The 14,736-nt window shown below is 61.7% G+C and carries 14 protein-coding genes; 8 read left to right on the top strand and 6 right to left on the bottom strand.

Features of this window, described 5'->3' with window-relative positions:
* The 7 genes from mltB (at window position 1) to OOT55_RS09545 (ending at window position 5,741) form a co-directional block, all read left to right on the top strand.
* Complete coding sequence (gene mltB, locus OOT55_RS09575; protein ID WP_265365654.1) at window positions 1-1,002, top strand: lytic murein transglycosylase B; 1,002 nt, start codon at window positions 1-3, stop codon at window positions 1,000-1,002.
* A complete protein-coding gene (locus OOT55_RS09570; RefSeq protein WP_265365653.1) occupies window positions 999-1,811 on the top strand; it encodes a septal ring lytic transglycosylase RlpA family protein in 813 nt (270 codons plus the stop codon). The genes mltB and OOT55_RS09570 overlap by 4 nt, the downstream gene beginning before the upstream one ends.
* A gap of 33 nt (window positions 1,812-1,844) precedes the next feature.
* Entirely contained in the window at window positions 1,845-3,029 is a 1,185-nt protein-coding gene (locus OOT55_RS09565) for a D-alanyl-D-alanine carboxypeptidase family protein (RefSeq protein WP_416141003.1), read from the top strand.
* A gap of 109 nt (window positions 3,030-3,138) precedes the next feature.
* Window positions 3,139-3,417: a YbeD family protein gene (locus OOT55_RS09560; RefSeq protein WP_024461006.1), complete on the top strand. Its 279-nt coding sequence runs from the start codon at window positions 3,139-3,141 to the stop codon at window positions 3,415-3,417.
* A 4-nt stretch (window positions 3,418-3,421) separates the two neighbouring features.
* The gene (gene lipB / locus OOT55_RS09555) at window positions 3,422-4,087 is read left to right on the top strand and encodes a lipoyl(octanoyl) transferase LipB (RefSeq protein ID WP_416140953.1); all 666 of its coding nucleotides are present in this window, start codon (window positions 3,422-3,424) and stop codon (window positions 4,085-4,087) included.
* A 92-nt stretch (window positions 4,088-4,179) separates the two neighbouring features.
* Complete coding sequence (gene lipA, locus OOT55_RS09550; protein WP_265365652.1) at window positions 4,180-5,193, top strand: lipoyl synthase; 1,014 nt, start codon at window positions 4,180-4,182, stop codon at window positions 5,191-5,193.
* A gap of 8 nt (window positions 5,194-5,201) precedes the next feature.
* Window positions 5,202-5,741, top strand: coding sequence for a GNAT family N-acetyltransferase (locus OOT55_RS09545; RefSeq protein WP_265365651.1), 540 nt, complete (start codon window positions 5,202-5,204; stop codon window positions 5,739-5,741).
* Window positions 5,742-5,765: 24 nt separating this feature from the next.
* On the opposite strand, the gene rdgC is transcribed toward OOT55_RS09545, so the two are convergent.
* Window positions 5,766-6,683 (bottom strand): recombination-associated protein RdgC, encoded by a 918-nt coding sequence (gene rdgC, locus OOT55_RS09540; protein WP_265365650.1) that lies wholly within the window; start codon window positions 6,681-6,683, stop codon window positions 5,766-5,768.
* An 89-nt stretch (window positions 6,684-6,772) separates the two neighbouring features.
* Entirely contained in the window at window positions 6,773-7,861 is a 1,089-nt protein-coding gene (locus OOT55_RS09535; protein WP_265365649.1) for an AI-2E family transporter, read from the bottom strand.
* Between the two features lie 206 nt (window positions 7,862-8,067).
* On the opposite strand from OOT55_RS09535, the gene OOT55_RS09530 reads away from it, so the two are divergent.
* On the top strand, window positions 8,068-9,333 hold the full coding sequence (locus OOT55_RS09530) for an IS110 family transposase (RefSeq protein ID WP_265365638.1): 1,266 nt from the start codon (window positions 8,068-8,070) through the stop codon (window positions 9,331-9,333).
* A 475-nt stretch (window positions 9,334-9,808) separates the two neighbouring features.
* Here the strand turns inward: OOT55_RS09530 and rpoD are convergent, their stop codons facing one another.
* The 4 genes from rpoD to rpsU all read right to left on the bottom strand — a co-directional run bounded on the left by rpoD (window position 9,809) and on the right by rpsU (window position 14,689).
* On the bottom strand, window positions 9,809-11,683 hold the full coding sequence (gene rpoD / locus OOT55_RS09525; protein ID WP_265365648.1) for an RNA polymerase sigma factor RpoD: 1,875 nt from the start codon (window positions 11,681-11,683) through the stop codon (window positions 9,809-9,811).
* 96 nt (window positions 11,684-11,779) lie between these two features.
* Entirely contained in the window at window positions 11,780-13,768 is a 1,989-nt protein-coding gene (gene dnaG, locus OOT55_RS09520) for a DNA primase (RefSeq protein ID WP_265365647.1), read from the bottom strand.
* A gap of 162 nt (window positions 13,769-13,930) precedes the next feature.
* The gene (locus tag OOT55_RS09515; protein WP_265365646.1) at window positions 13,931-14,383 is read right to left on the bottom strand and encodes a GatB/YqeY domain-containing protein; all 453 of its coding nucleotides are present in this window, start codon (window positions 14,381-14,383) and stop codon (window positions 13,931-13,933) included.
* 90 nt (window positions 14,384-14,473) lie between these two features.
* Window positions 14,474-14,689 (bottom strand): 30S ribosomal protein S21, encoded by a 216-nt coding sequence (gene rpsU, locus OOT55_RS09510; protein ID WP_024460997.1) that lies wholly within the window; start codon window positions 14,687-14,689, stop codon window positions 14,474-14,476.
* Window positions 14,690-14,736 lie beyond the last annotated feature (47 nt).

Here is a 14,736-nt window from a genome sequence, read left to right as displayed (position 1 = left end):
GTGATCAGTCAGTGGCGACAGTGGGGAATCGCGTTGGTCGGTGCACTGGCCAGCGTTGGCAGTACCGCCGATTATCGACAGCACCCGGAGGCGCGCGCCTTTGTGAGCGAGCTGTCCCGGGAGCACGGCTTTGAGGCGTCCCGGCTGGAGCGGTGGTTGGGCGAGGCGAAACGGCAGGACACCATTCTGGAGGCCATCGCGCGGCCGGCGGAGCGCACCCGCACCTGGGCCGAGTACCGACCCATCTTCCTTCAACCGCTGCGCGTGACCCGGGGCATCGCCTTCTGGCGGGAGCACCGCGACGCATTGGCGCGAGCCGAGCGGGAACTGGGGGTACCGCCGGAAATCGTACTGGCGATTATCGGGGTGGAGACCAATTACGGTCGGACCACCGGCTCGCATCGGGTGATCGACGCTCTGAGCACCCTGGCCTTTGATTATCCCCCGCGCGCGCCCTTTTTTCGCAAGGAGCTGGCCCAGTATTTTATTCTGATGCGGGAACAGGAACAGAACCCTTTGGACTTTAAGGGGTCCTATGCCGGAGCCATGGGTTACGGCCAGTTCATGCCCTCGAGCTACCGGCATTACGCGATCGATTTCGACGGGGACGGCTTTGCCGATATCTGGAATAACCCCACCGATGCCATCGGCAGTGTGGCCAACTATTTTGCCGAGCACGGCTGGCAGCGCGGAGCGCCGGTAGCGTTGCGGGCCCGGGCCTCGGACGATCTGGCGCGGGGCGATGCCTCGGACTGGAACCGCATTCACCCGCCGGAGCTGACCGTGGCGGACTGGGCCGAGCGCGGCCTGACACCGATTTTTCCGTTGCCGGCCGAGCTGCCCGCCAATGCGCTGGCGCTGGCGGGCGATTTTGGCGAGGAGTTCTGGCTGGCGTTTCACAATTTTTATGTGATCACCCGCTACAACCGCAGCCATCTATACGCCCTGGCAGTAGAACAGCTGAGTAAAGAGATAAAAACCGCGATGGAGACCGAACAATGACACTGGTTCGCGCCGCCCTGGCACTGGGGCTGTTGGCTCTCATGGTTGCCTGTGCTCCCCTGGGGCCCGTTGAAGAACAGGATCGTGGGCCGGACAAGCCGGTGGATCTCTCCCACGTGCCGGATGCCACGCCGCGGGCGGAGGTGCGCACCCTGGCGGGCAACAAGAATCCCTATACGGTGTTGGGCAAAACCTATTACCTGATGGACGATGAGACCGGCTATAAGGAGCAGGGCATCGCCTCCTGGTACGGTCAGAAGTTTCACGGACGCAAAACCTCCAACGGCGAAACCTACGACATGTACGGCATGACCGCCGCGCACAAGACGCTGCCGATTCCGAGTTATGTGCGGGTCACCAACCTGGCCAACAATCGTCAAGTGGTGGTTCGGGTCAATGATCGCGGTCCTTTTCACGGCAACCGCATCATCGATTTGAGCTACGCCGCCGCTCAGCGGCTGGGGTTTGCCGGCCAGGGAACCGCGCAGGTGGAAGTGGAAATCATCGTACCCGGTAATCAGCCTCCGGCGCCTCTGCGGGCCGAAGCGGACACGTCTTCCGATAGCGGGGAGACCAGCCAAAAAACGTTTTTGCAGGTGGGCGCTTTTGGCTCACTGGATGCGGCCAAATCCCAGCAGACGCGGGTCAGTGCCCTGACGGACTTCCCGGTGGAGGTGCACAGTGCCGATGAACAACCGGTGTTGCACCGGGTACGAATCGGGCCTCTGAGCAGTAACGAAGAAGTTGTGCAGTTGCGTGAGCAGCTGCGCAGAAATGCGATTGAGCAAACCCATATCGTGCGGGAATAGTGCTAGAATTCCAGCGCAAAGTGAGTCTGTGCGATAAGGATCTTTTCTTTTAAAAAACGGTTTTACATGATGATGCGAAAACTTTTCTCCGCTACCGTCTTGATGTTGTTGACTCTGGCCGTGCAGGCACAGCAGGTCATTATTCCCGCTCCCCCGAGCCTCGCGGCCAGCGCCTATCTGCTGATGGATGCCGATACCGGTACGATCCTGGTGGAGCACGAGGCGGATATGGTGCTGCCGCCGGCGAGCCTGACCAAGATGATGACCAGCTACATCGTCTCGGAGGAAATCGAGCAGGGTCGTATCAGTGAAGACGATATGGTCAACATCAGCGTCAAGGCCTGGCGCAAAGGCGGCTCGAAAATGTTTGTTCGCGAGGGTACCCAGGTGCGCCTGGAGGACCTCAAGCGCGGCGTCATCATCCAGTCCGGTAACGACGCCAGCATTGCCCTGGCAGAGCATGTGGCAGGCAGCGAAGAAGGGTTTGTGGACATCATGAACCAGACCGCCGCCAAGCTGGGCATGACCAACACACATTTCGAAAACTCCACCGGCTGGCCCGCCGAGGGGCACCTTACCACCGCCCGTGATATGGCCATTCTGGCCCGGGCGGTGATCAAGGATCACCCCGATCACTACGCCATGTACAGCGAGAAGTACTTTTCCTACAACGGCATCAATCAGGCCAACCGCAACCGCCTGCTGTTCCGCGATGAGACGGTAGACGGCCTGAAAACCGGCCACACCGAAGAGGCGGGCTACTGCCTGGTGGCCTCGGCGGTGCGGCGGGATATGCGCCTGATTTCCGTGGTGATGGGCACTCGCAGTGAAGATGCCCGGGCCGCTGAAACCGAAAAGCTCCTGGCCTACGGCTTCCGCTATTATCAGACCCAGTCTATCTACGATGCGGGCGATGAACTGCAGCGTAACCGCGTCTGGTACGGTCAGCAGGAGGAAGTGGTGCTGGGCGTGGCCGAGGACATCCGCCTGACCATCCCCCGCGGTGCAGAGGATGCCCTGGAAGCCCAGATGCATATCGATGAAACCATCAAGGCCCCCATTGCCGCAGGCGACGAGCTGGGTAATCTGACCATTGATCTCAACGGTGAGCGCCTGGTGGACGTGCCCCTGGTGGCCCTGGAGCCGGTGGAGGAAGCGGGCTTCTTCCAGCGCCTGATCGACGCGATCAAGCTGTTTTTCCTCAAGATCTTCGGGTAATACCCCGCCTTGTCCGGGCCTTGCCCCCTTTGGGGGAGGCCCGGACATAGCCCCCTCACACCTGTTATAATGCCGGCGTTTTAAGCTATTCGAGAGGCACGCCGGTCCCATGTCCGCTTCCAACCCTGACGCCCCCAAAATCGAGTTCCCCTGCGAGGATTACCCCATCAAGGTACTCGGTGATGCGGGTAGCGAGCTGCACGAGCTGGTTATCGAGGTGATGGAGCGCCACGCCCCGGGTTTTGACCAGACGCGCATCAAGATCAAGGACAGCCGCAATGGTACCTACCAGTCTCTGACGGTCTGGATTACCGCCACCGGTGAGCAGCAGTTGAAGACCATTCACCAGGAGCTGGTGGCCAGCTCCGTGACCAAAATGGTGCTTTGAGCCGGTGAAGCCCGCTGTCGCGCCGCATTCCCTGACGCTGCAGGTCAGCGACCTCGGTCGTCGGCCCTACGACGCCGTCTGGCAGGCCATGCGCGCTTTCACCGACGAGCGCGATGCGGAAACCCAGGATCAGCTCTGGCTGGTGGAACACCCCCCGGTATTCACCCAGGGACAGGCGGGCAAGCCCGAGCACCTGCTGCTGCCGGGGGATATTCCCGTGGTACAGACCGACCGGGGCGGGCAGGTGACCTACCACGGCCCCGGCCAGCTGGTGGCCTACCCGCTGCTGGACTTGCGCCGCCTGGGCATGGGGGTGCGGGACCTGGTCACCGCGCTGGAAGAGACCCTGGTGGGCCTGCTGGCCAGTTACGGCGTTGAAGCCTACCCCCGGCCCGATGCGCCGGGGGTGTATATCGCCGGTGACAAGGTGGCGTCTCTGGGATTGCGGGTGCGCCGGGGCTGCAGTTTTCACGGCCTGGCCCTGAACGTGGCCATGGATCTGGAGCCGTTTCGGCGCATCAATCCCTGCGGCTATCAGGGGCTGCAGATGACCCAATTGGCGGATCAATTGACCACGGCGCCGGATATGGCGGAGGTCAAGGATCGCCTGGTCGAGCACTTTGTACAGAAAATAGGCTATTCGTGTACAATGCCCGGCCCACCGCGCTGATCGCGGAGGCCCACAAGGCCGTACGTACAGCATTCAGGCACTTGCCGCTCGGCTCTACCCGGAGCCGAGAGATAGAGAGACGAGAGAGTTTCATGACCGATACCCCCGAAATACAGCCCGTCAAACGCACCCGTCGCCTGCGTCAGGGTGAAAAGCTGCGCGATGCGGACAAGGTCGAGCGCATTCCGGTGAAAGTGATTGCCTCCGATGAGGTGCAGCGCAAGCCGGACTGGATTCGGGTGCGGGTACCCGCTTCGCCGGAAGTGGATCGGATCAAGCAGATCCTGCGCAAGAACAACCTCTCCTCGGTGTGTGAAGAGGCCAACTGCCCCAACCTGGGCGAGTGTTTCAGTGGCGGCACCGCCACCTTCATGATCATGGGCGAGATCTGCACCCGCCGCTGTCCTTTCTGCGATGTGGGCCACGGCAAGCCCAACCCGCTGGATGAAGAGGAGCCCGCGCACCTGGCCAAGGCCATTGCCGAGATGCGCCTGAAGTACGTGGTGATCACCTCGGTGGACCGGGATGACCTGCGCGATGGCGGTGCCCAGCACTTTGCCGACTGCATCCGCGAGTCCCGCGTGCACAGCCCGAATCTGCAGGTGGAAATTCTTACCCCGGATTTCCGGGGCCGGATGGACATTGCCCTGGATATTCTCGAGCAGGAAGCGCCGGATGTGTTCAACCACAATCTGGAAACGGTGCCCCGGCTGTATCGCCAGGCGCGCCCCGGGGCCAACTACAAGTGGTCCCTGAAGCTGCTCCAGGAGTACAAGAAGCGTCGCCCGGATGTACTCACCAAATCCGGTTTGATGGTCGGCCTGGGGGAAACCAAAGAGGAGATCATCGAGGTGCTCAAGGATATGCGCGAGCACGATATCGATATGCTGACCATCGGCCAGTATCTACAGCCGTCCCGGGATCACCTGCCGGTGGATCGTTTTGTCCATCCGGACGAGTTCGCCGAATACACCCGTATCGCCCATGAACTGGGCTTCAAGCACGCGGCCTGCGGCCCGCTGGTGCGCTCCAGCTACCATGCCGACAAACAGGCCCACGGGGAAGCCGTGGGCGTGGTTGACGAACTGCTGGCGTCGGGACAATAAGCGCCGATATGGCCGAAACGGCCACACCCCAATCGACCGCTTTCCCGCCATTGGCTGACGTGGCGGTCCCCACCTCTTTGGTGATTGAACCGCTGACGCCCTCCACGGCTGGGCTCAGCGGTTTTATCGACGCCATCGCTCACTGGCACCACGAGCACTGTCTGGCCCGCGGTCTGACATCCTCGCTGGAACGCCGCGCTGAGCAGTTGCACCGCCACCTCACCCGTGAAGCCATTCCGGTGACGCTGATTGCCCGTAAAGGGACTGAGGTTCTGGGTAGTGTCAGTCTGGTCCGCTATCAGGCCAGCGCGGGCGGGGAGCAGCGGTTATGGCTCAGCAATCTGTATGTGCCCGAGGCATTACGAGGGGAGGGGTTGGGCAGTGTGTTGGTGGATAAAGCCTGCCGCTACGCCCATGAGCAGGGTGAAACGGAGTTGTGGCTGTTTACCGACAATCAGCAGGACTTTTACCAGAAACGCGGCTGGCAGCCGGGCGGAGAGGCCAGAGTCAGCCAGTCCGACGTGGATATTTTCGTCCGCCGGTTGTAGTGGTCATCCACCAAAAAACCAACCCTAAACCACCGACTCCGGCTCCACCGCCCCGCCAAAGGCCTGAATCAACGCCTTCACCAACGCCGTCAACTCGATACTCATCACCGCAAAATCCGCATCAAACGCTTCCGCAGCCGTCTCCGGGTTGCGATCGCTGGCCTGCTCCAGCAGCTTGTCCTCGAACTTCAACCGCTTGACCGCGAACTGGTCGTCCAACACAAAATGGATCGCCTCTTTCCAGGTCAGCGCCAGTTTGCTGGCGAACATGCCGGCTTCCAGGTGGCTGGCCACTTCCGGCGCGCTCAGGTCCACGTTCTTGCAACGCACCAGCCGGCTGTCTTTGCCCGCCTGGAATTCGCACTCTTCACCCAACACAAAGTCGGTGGGCAGGTCTTCGCCGCGCAGCCAGTGGGTCATCAACTGGGCCGGTGCCTGCTGCGGGGTCAGGGGAATGGCTTTGAGGCTGCCCAGGGCTTCACGCAACTGGCTCAGCAGCTCTTCGGCGCGGTTGCTGGAGGAGCAGTTGACCAGGATCAGACGCTCCTGGGGGGCGATGAAGGCGTAGTCCCGGGCGGACTTGCTGAACGCCTTGGGGAGCAGGTCGAAGATGATTTCGTCTTTCAGGGTCTGGCGCTCTTTGCGGCCCACCGGGCGGCCTTCCTCGGCGCGGATGTCCGCAAGCTTTTCTTCCAGATGCTCGTTGATCACCGCTGCAGGCAGGATTTTTTCCTGCCGCTTCAGGCATACCATCAGGTAGCCGTTGCTGGCGTGCACGTAGTCCTGGGCGTCTGGGCCGGCGGGCGGTACCCAGCCGAAACGGCTCATATCCTGGCTTCCGCAAGGCTTGAAAGGCGCTTGGCTGAGCTTGTCCGAGAGCGCTTCGGCGCTGTCATTCAGGGGTTCGGTCAGTTGAAACAGGCGTAGATTTTTAAACCACATAATCGATCCGGTCTGGCAGGCGTGAAGGGCGCATTTCTCAAGGAGTGCGCCCGGTCAGAAAGCGGGGGAGTGTACCACAGCGAGTTGGCTTAGCTCTGGTGCTCGAGCGAGTCCCGGTCGGCGCCGGTCAGGGTGTTCTCGGAGTTGAATTCGCGCACGAAAATACCCCAGAAGGCCACAAACAGGGCCGCTACCAGGGGCCCCATGACGAAACCGTTGATCCCGAACAGGGCGATACCCCCGAGGGTGGAGAGCAGCACGACGTAGTCGGGCAGCTTGGTGTCCCGGCCCACCAGGATGGGGCGAAGAATGTTATCCACCAGACCAATCACGCCGGCCCCGAAGGCGATGAGAATCAGCCCCTGGGTGTAATCGCCGGTGGCGAGCAGGTAGATGGCGACCGGCGCCCAGATGATGGCAGCGCCCACGGCGGGAATCAGGGAGGCAAAGGCCATGACCACGCCCCAGAGCATGGGGGCGGGAATGCCCAGCAGCCAGAAGATGATGCCCCCGAGGGCCCCCTGAACTGCGGCCACCACGATATTGCCTTTCACCGTGGCCCGGGTCACTTCCGCGAACTTGTTGAACAGCAGCCGTTCGCGCTCATCGCCAATGGGCAGGGCTTTGATCAGCAGCTCGAGCAGCCGCGAGCCGTCGCGCAGCATGAAGAAGGTGAGATACACCATCAGGCAGATGTTGAGCACGAAGCGGAAGGCATTCTGCCCGATATCGAGGGTGTGTTGCGCGAGGAATTTGCCCGTGGCCATGGCCGCGTCGGTTGCGTGGCTCTGCAGTTCATCAATACTGATGTTGAAGCGGTCGAGCACGGACTGGATGACCGGGAAGCTTTCCTGGACCCGGTCGATGTATTGTTCGATATCGATGTCACCCTCATCCAGCTTCTGGTAGATGCTGACGCCCTCGGCGACCACGGAGGTGATGATGAAGATCACCGGCAGGATGACGATGACCAGGCAGAGCAGCAGGGTGATGAGGGCGGTGATGTTTTCGCGCTGGTTGAATTTGTTGAGCAGTCGCTGTTGTACGGGATAGAAGATGATGGCGACGGCACAGGCCCAGAAGATGGGGCCAAAGAAGGGCTTGAGCACCCACAGAAAACCCACCGAGACCAGCAACAATAGCCAGATAAACGCTCTTGTTTCCATTTTGCTGTTCATGGTTGAGTCCCTTTTTTGTTCAGTGCGTTATTCGAGTGTGGTTACGGCGATGCGGGCTTTGGCCTTATCCGCCCTACGGCCGAGCGCAGCGGTACAAACTCGAGTAGTCAGTTATAAGGTAGAAAAAAGAAAGGGGACCCTCATAACTCGGTAACTTGCTGTAACAGCAAGGTGCGAAGAACCGAGAGCATTGGAGGTGTCCCCTTATGCGCAAGTATAACTATCGTGCCCAAAATTTCCAGAAGGTGAACTGGGATCAACTGCGTGAGCAGACGGCGGGCGAGCGGTTGATTCTGGCGATTGATGTGGCCAAGAAGGACTTCTACGTGGCGCTGATGAAGCCGGACCGGACGGTTCTGAAGACCATCCGCTGGGAGCATCCGCAACAGAGCCCGGCCCTGCTGCGGGAACTGGCGAACCTCAAGGCTCAGCGCCTGGAGGCGGTCATGGAGCCGACCGGTACCTATGGCGACGCCTTGCGCTACCAGTTGAGAGCTCTGGGTGCCGAAATCTACCGGGTCAGCCCCAAGCGGGTGCACGACGCCGCTGAAGTGTATGACGGGGTCCCGAGCCTGCACGACGCCAAGGCGGCTTACCTGATCGGCCGGCTGCACCTGGATGGCATCAGTCAGCGCTGGCGCGAGCCGAGTGAAGCGCGTCGAGCTCTGCGAGCCTTACTGAATCGGCTGGAGCAGGTACAGGAGCGCCACCAGCGGGCACTGAATCGGCTCGAAGCGTTGTTGGCCCGGCACTGGCCGGAGGCGCTGTGCTGGCTGACATTGCAGAGCGCCAGCTTGCTGCACCTGCTGGCCGAGTACGGCGACCCGGTTCGGGTGACGGCACAGCCGGAGCAGGCGGACCGACTGCTGCGCCGAGTCGGTGGGCACATGCTTAAGACGTCCAAGCGCGAAGGCCTGCTGCGCAGTGCCGCCACGACCTTGGGCGTGCCGGTGGTCGAGACCGAACACGAACTCATCCGGGCCCTGGCCCAGGAGATGCTGGACACACGGGCGCAGTCCCGCGAGCTGGAGCGAGCGCTGTCCGAGCACGTCGAGCACACCCGGGAGCTGGCCTGGATGGCCGAGGCACTGGGCCATAACAGCGCGGTGGTGCTTTACTGTGCCCTGGGTTCGGCCAATGACTACCCGCGTGCGGCCAGCTATCTGAAAGCGGCGGGGCTGAACCTCAAAGAGCGCTCCAGCGGCAAACACAAAGGGCAGCTGAAGCTGACCAAGCGAGGGCCCGGGGTGGTGCGCCACTACCTGTACTTCGCCGCCCTTCGCCTGATACGTCAATCAGGCCCGGCCAGAGCCTGGTATGACGCCAAGCTGGCCCGACACCGAGGCCCCAAGGGCAAACTGATCATCGCGCTGATGCGCAAGCTGGCCAAGGCGCTGTGGCATGTGGCTCAAGGCAAGCGGTTCGATCCGGCCAAGCTCTTTGCCGAGCCACCCCGGGCCGAAGTGGCATAAGCACCACCGAGTCGACCGATGAGGACGAACAGAGACGAGCAACAGGAGCGAGCAATGAGTTAATCCAGCCGTAACACGCTGGCAACGAGTCTTCCTTCGGGCTGACCTTCGATCCGACCTCTAGCCCAGTCTTGAGGCTCCTAAGTAGTCAAGAGGCAGCCCGCGGGATGATCCATGGAACGCGATACCCAAGGTAACTGAGTTGATGCCGCCAGGCGGACATCCGATGCGAGAGGTTCGGTTGACCCCATGGACGTTCATCCGGGAGGCCTTCGAGCTGGCACACAGGCTAAACACACGAGTACCACCGGCATGTGCGTCAACGACTCAGGCAATGCCAGCAGACTCGTGTGCCCAACAGGCAGGTAAAATGATTAAATAAAGGGACTTGACTGAGTTATGAGAGGGCGGATAAGCCGGAGGCGCATCCGCCGTAACCCAACGCAGATTCCAAGACAAACGTGCTCTTTACGTTTTACTCGTCCAGGAAACTGCGCAGGTGGTCCGAGCGGGACGGGTGGCGGAGCTTGCGCAGGGCCTTGGCTTCGATCTGGCGGATCCGCTCGCGGGTCACGTCAAACTGCTTGCCTACCTCTTCCAGCGTATGGTCGGTGTTCATATCGATACCGAAACGCATCCGCAACACCTTCGCTTCCCGGGCGGTCAGACCGGCCAACACCTCGCGGGTCGCCTCGGTCAGGCCTTCCGTGGTGGCGGAATCCACCGGCGAGACAATGGTGTTGTCCTCGATAAAGTCACCCAGGTGCGAGTCTTCATCATCACCGATGGGCGTCTCCATGGAGATCGGCTCTTTGGCGATTTTGAGCACCTTGCGGACCTTGTCTTCCGGCATTTCCATGCGCTCACCCAGTTCTTCCGGGGTGGGCTCACGGCCCATTTCCTGCAGCATCTGGCGGGACACACGGTTGAGCTTGTTGATGGTCTCAATCATGTGCACCGGAATACGGATGGTGCGGGCCTGGTCGGCGATGGAGCGGGTGATGGCCTGCCGGATCCACCAGGTGGCGTAGGTGGAGAACTTGTAACCGCGACGGTACTCGAACTTGTCCACGGCCTTCATCAGGCCGATGTTGCCCTCCTGGATCAGGTCCAGGAACTGCAGGCCGCGGTTGGTGTACTTCTTGGCAATGGAGATCACCAGACGCAGGTTGGCCTCGACCATTTCTTTCTTGGCGCGGCGCGCACGGGCCTCGCCGATGGACATGCGGCGGTTGATCTCCTTGATCTGGGCCAGTGTCAGTCCGGCCTCTTCCTCCAGCTGCGCCAGCTTGCGCTGGGCGCGGGCGATGTCGCCTTCCACGGACTTGAGCGCGTCGGAGTAGTCACGCTTTTTCTTGATGATGCCCGGGATCCAGTCTTCATTGGTCTCATTACCCGGGAATTCCTTCATGAAGGTTTTCCGGGGCATGCGGGACTGGCGGACGCACATTCTCATGATGGCGCGCTCTTCCTGACGCACGCGATCCAGTACGGTGCGCGCTTCGCTGTAGATCGGGTCGAACTGGCGTGGCGGCAGCTTGAAGAACTTGAACAGCTCACCGAGGTCGGCCAGCTCTTTCTGGGCCTGCTTGCTGTCGCGACCGTGCTTGCTGACCGCCTTCTCGGCTTTGGTCAGTTGCTTGGCCAGCGCTTCAAACCGTTGCCGGGCCTCTTCCGGGTCGACACCTGACGTGGTTTCTTCCTCGTCGGACTGATCGTTGTCGTCGTCATCGTCATCATCGTTCTTGTCTTTGCCTTTCTCCTTTTTTTCAGCGGCCGCGGCGGCCTGCTGGCTGGAGGTGGCGGTGACGGACGGGATGTCGTCGGAGGGGTCGAGCCAGCCGATGATGACATCCGGCAGGCGACGCTCTTCCTGCTCCACCAGCTTGAATTCGTCGAGGACGCGCTGCGCCGCGCCGGGCCAGTAGGCCAGCGAGTACATCAGCTCGCGCACACCCTCTTCGATGCGCTTGGCGATGGCGATTTCACCCTCGCGGGTCAGCAGCTCCACGGTCCCCATTTCGCGCATGTACATGCGCACCGGGTCGGTGGTGCGGCCCGCTTCGGTTTCCACTGCGGCGAGCGCGGCGGCGGCTTCGGCGGCGGCAATTTCGTCCGCCGAGGCATCGCCGTCGGTCATCAACAGGGTGTCGGCATCCGGTGCGATCTCGTAGACACGGATGCCCATGTCATTGATCATCTGGATGATGTCTTCCACCTGATCCGGATCGGAAATGTCCTCCGGAAGATGGTCGTTCACCTCGGCATAGGTGAGATAGCCCTGCTCTTTGCCGCGGGCGATCAGCTCTTTGATGCGAGATTGTTGCTGCTGTTGAGCGGTGTCTGCCATTCGGAACCCTGTCGAACCTGAGGTGTGGAAGAAAAGCGCGGGATTATATCGCATATCTTGGGCCTGATTCCATAAAATCAACGCCCGCGCCCGGTTTTAGTGTGGAGTTTTGTGCGCCAGAGCCGCTTTTACCAGTGCTTCGCGCTCTTCGCGGCTTAATCCAGCAAAATCGCTGCTTTTTTGGCGCAGTTGGCTGAGTGCTTCGGCTTTTTGCTGTTCCGCCAACTGGCGGTGAATGCCCTTCAGGCAGTCGCAGAACGCCACCCGGGTGTCGTAATCGGCCCGGGAGGGCTTGATGGCCCGGTTGGCGCCGTGGGCGCCGGCGGCCACCAGCAGGTCCTGACCGGCGATCGCCGCCAGCTGTTCCGCTTCTTTCGCGCCGTACACGCCGCGCCAGTGGCCGATAATGTGGGGCAGCTGGTAATGCGGCCGTTCGCGCAATAACTTTAGCAACTGCCCGAGCGACCGCAACTCCGGCTCGTTGTGTTCGAGCCAGAATTCCGGGGGCTCTTCCGCGGCCAGTGCCGGGTTGGCCAGCAGCAGGCCGATGGCCTTGCGCGCCGGGGGCATCAGGTAGCGTTTACCGGACAGGCTCGGTGGCGCCGCCGGGGCGGCGATTGCCTCCGGCGCGGGGCTGTCAAAATACTCTTCCCCCGTGGGGCCCGGGTCCTGAGTGTGGGCCGGCGGCTCCTCGTAATCCGGGGGCGGTGGCCGGTCGTCCGACGGCGCTATATCGACAGGCGCTGCCGGCGTGCGGGCCGGTTCGGCCTGAATGACGACCGGCTCGTGCACCAGCTCCATCAGGGTGTCCCGGTTCAGGCCGGTGCGCTGGGCCAGGCGGTCGAACATCAGTTCGCGGAAGACGCCCCTCGGCAGTTGGTGCAATAGCGGCGCGGCGCGTTTGCTGAGCAGCGCCCGGCCCTCCAGGCTGCGGGGATTCAGGTCGGCGCTGAGCGCATCGAACAGGTAGTCCTCCAGCGGGACCGCCATGTCCACCATGTTGCTGAACTTCTCGGCTCCGATCTGGCGCACCAGGGTGTCCGGGTCCTCGCCCTCGGGCAGGAACAGGAACTTGACCTGACGGCCATCCTCCATCACCGGCAGGGCGGCCGCCAGGGCGCGCTCGGCGGCGCTGCGTCCGGCCTTGTCCCCGTCAAAGCAGAACACCACTTCCCGGGTGTGCTTGAACGCCAGGGCCAGGTGATCCTCGCCGCAGGCGGTGCCCAGGGTGGCCACGCCGTAGCGGATGCCAAACTGGGCCAGGGCCACCACGTCCATATAGCCTTCCACCACCAGCAGGCGGGGCAGTTCACGATAGGCCTGGCGGGCTTCGTACAGGCCATACAGTTCGCGGCCTTTGTGAAAAACCGGGGTTTCCGGGGAGTTCAGGTACTTGGGTTTGTCGTCGCCCAGCACCCGGCCGCCAAAGCCGATCACCCGCCCGCGCAGGTCCCGGATGGGGAACATGATGCGGTGACGGAAGCGGTCGTAACGCTTGTTCTGATCCGGCTGGTGGATCAGCATGCCGCCTTCGGTCAACAGGTGGCGTTCCTGCTCGCCGATGCCGAGGGTTTTCAGCAGGTTGTCCCAGCCCGGAGGGGCGTAGCCAATGCCGTAGTCCCGGGCAATGTGCCCGTCCAGACCCCGGCGCTTGAGGTAGTCCACCGCCTCCAGGCGCTTGGGGTGCTGGCGCAGTTGCAGTCGATAATAGCGATCGGCCTGCTCCAGCAGGCTGTAGATGCTTTTGCGCTCCTGGGCCTTCTCTTTCTGGGCCGGGCTCTGCTCTTCGCGGGGGACTTCCAGGCCGCAGTGGTGCGCGAGCTGCTCGACGGCCTCGGGGAAGCCGAGCCGCTCGTAGTCCATGAGAAAGCCCACGGCATTACCGCTGGCACCGCAGCCGAAGCAGTAGTAGAACTGCTTGTCCTGACTGACCGTGAACGAAGGGGTCTTTTCGTCGTGGAAAGGGCAGCAGGCGCTGAAGTTTTTGCCGGTTTTCTTGAGTTTGACGCGATGATCCACGATCTCCACCAGGTCAACCCGGTCGAGGAGCTCGTCAATAAAGCTTTGTGGAATCAGTCCGGCCATAGTGCCTTATTGTAGCGGGGAATTTGGGTGGGGGAGCGGGATTTTAGTGTGGGTAAAGGCGGATGCGGGCTTCGCCTTTATCCGCCCTACGCGGGTTTATACCGCTGCGCTCGGCCGTAGGGCGGATAAGCGAAGCGCATCCGCCGTAAAGAACCGCGACGCTTAACCCAACTTCGCCTTCAACCGCTTGCTCACATCCGCCATATCGGCCCGCCCCTGCACCTGGGGCTTGAGGGTACCCATGACCTTGCCCATATCCTTCATGCCCTCGGCACCGGTCTGGGCGATGGCATCGGCCACCAGTTGGTCCAGCTCGGCGTCGGACAGGGGTTGGGGCAGGAATTCCTGGATCACGTCGATCTCCAGGCGCTCCTGATCGGCCAGTTCGGCGCGACCGGCGTCCCGGTATTGCTGTTCGGAGTCCCGGCGCTGCTTGACCATCTTGTCCAGAACGGCCAGCACACGGGCATCGTCGAGCTCGATGCGTTCATCGACCTCAATGCGTTTGAATTCCGCGGTCACCAGACGCAAAACCGCCACGCGGGCCTTCTCTCTGGCCCGCATGGCGGTTTTCAGGGCGTCGTTGATGCGCGTTTGCAATTCTGAACGGGGCATCAGCGTATTCCTGTTTGTCTTGTCTTCAGCGCTTGTGGCGTGTGCCAGTCAACGCGGGCCCGGCGCGAGGCGCCCGGCCGGGTTCCGGCCTTAGTACAGGCGCTGGAACTTGCGGTTTTCGCGCTGAACTTTCTTGGCGTGACGCTTCACAGCGGCAGCGGCCTTGCGCTTACGGACAGCGGTGGGCTTCTCGTAGGCTTCGCGGCTGCGAACTTCGGCCAGGATGCCGGCTTTTTCACAGGAGCGCTTGAAGCGACGCAGCGCAACGTCAAACGGCTCGTTGTCTTTGATCTTTACTGAAGGCATGCTGTTACCTTTACTCAATTAATTCACCCCGAAAGCGAGCAAAATGT

Source organism: Marinimicrobium sp. C6131 (assembly GCF_026153455.1).
In the GTDB taxonomy this organism is placed as follows: domain Bacteria; phylum Pseudomonadota; class Gammaproteobacteria; order Pseudomonadales; family Cellvibrionaceae; genus Marinimicrobium.
Note: the sequence above shows the minus strand (reverse complement) of the source record. Positions and strands in the feature narration are given on the sequence as shown.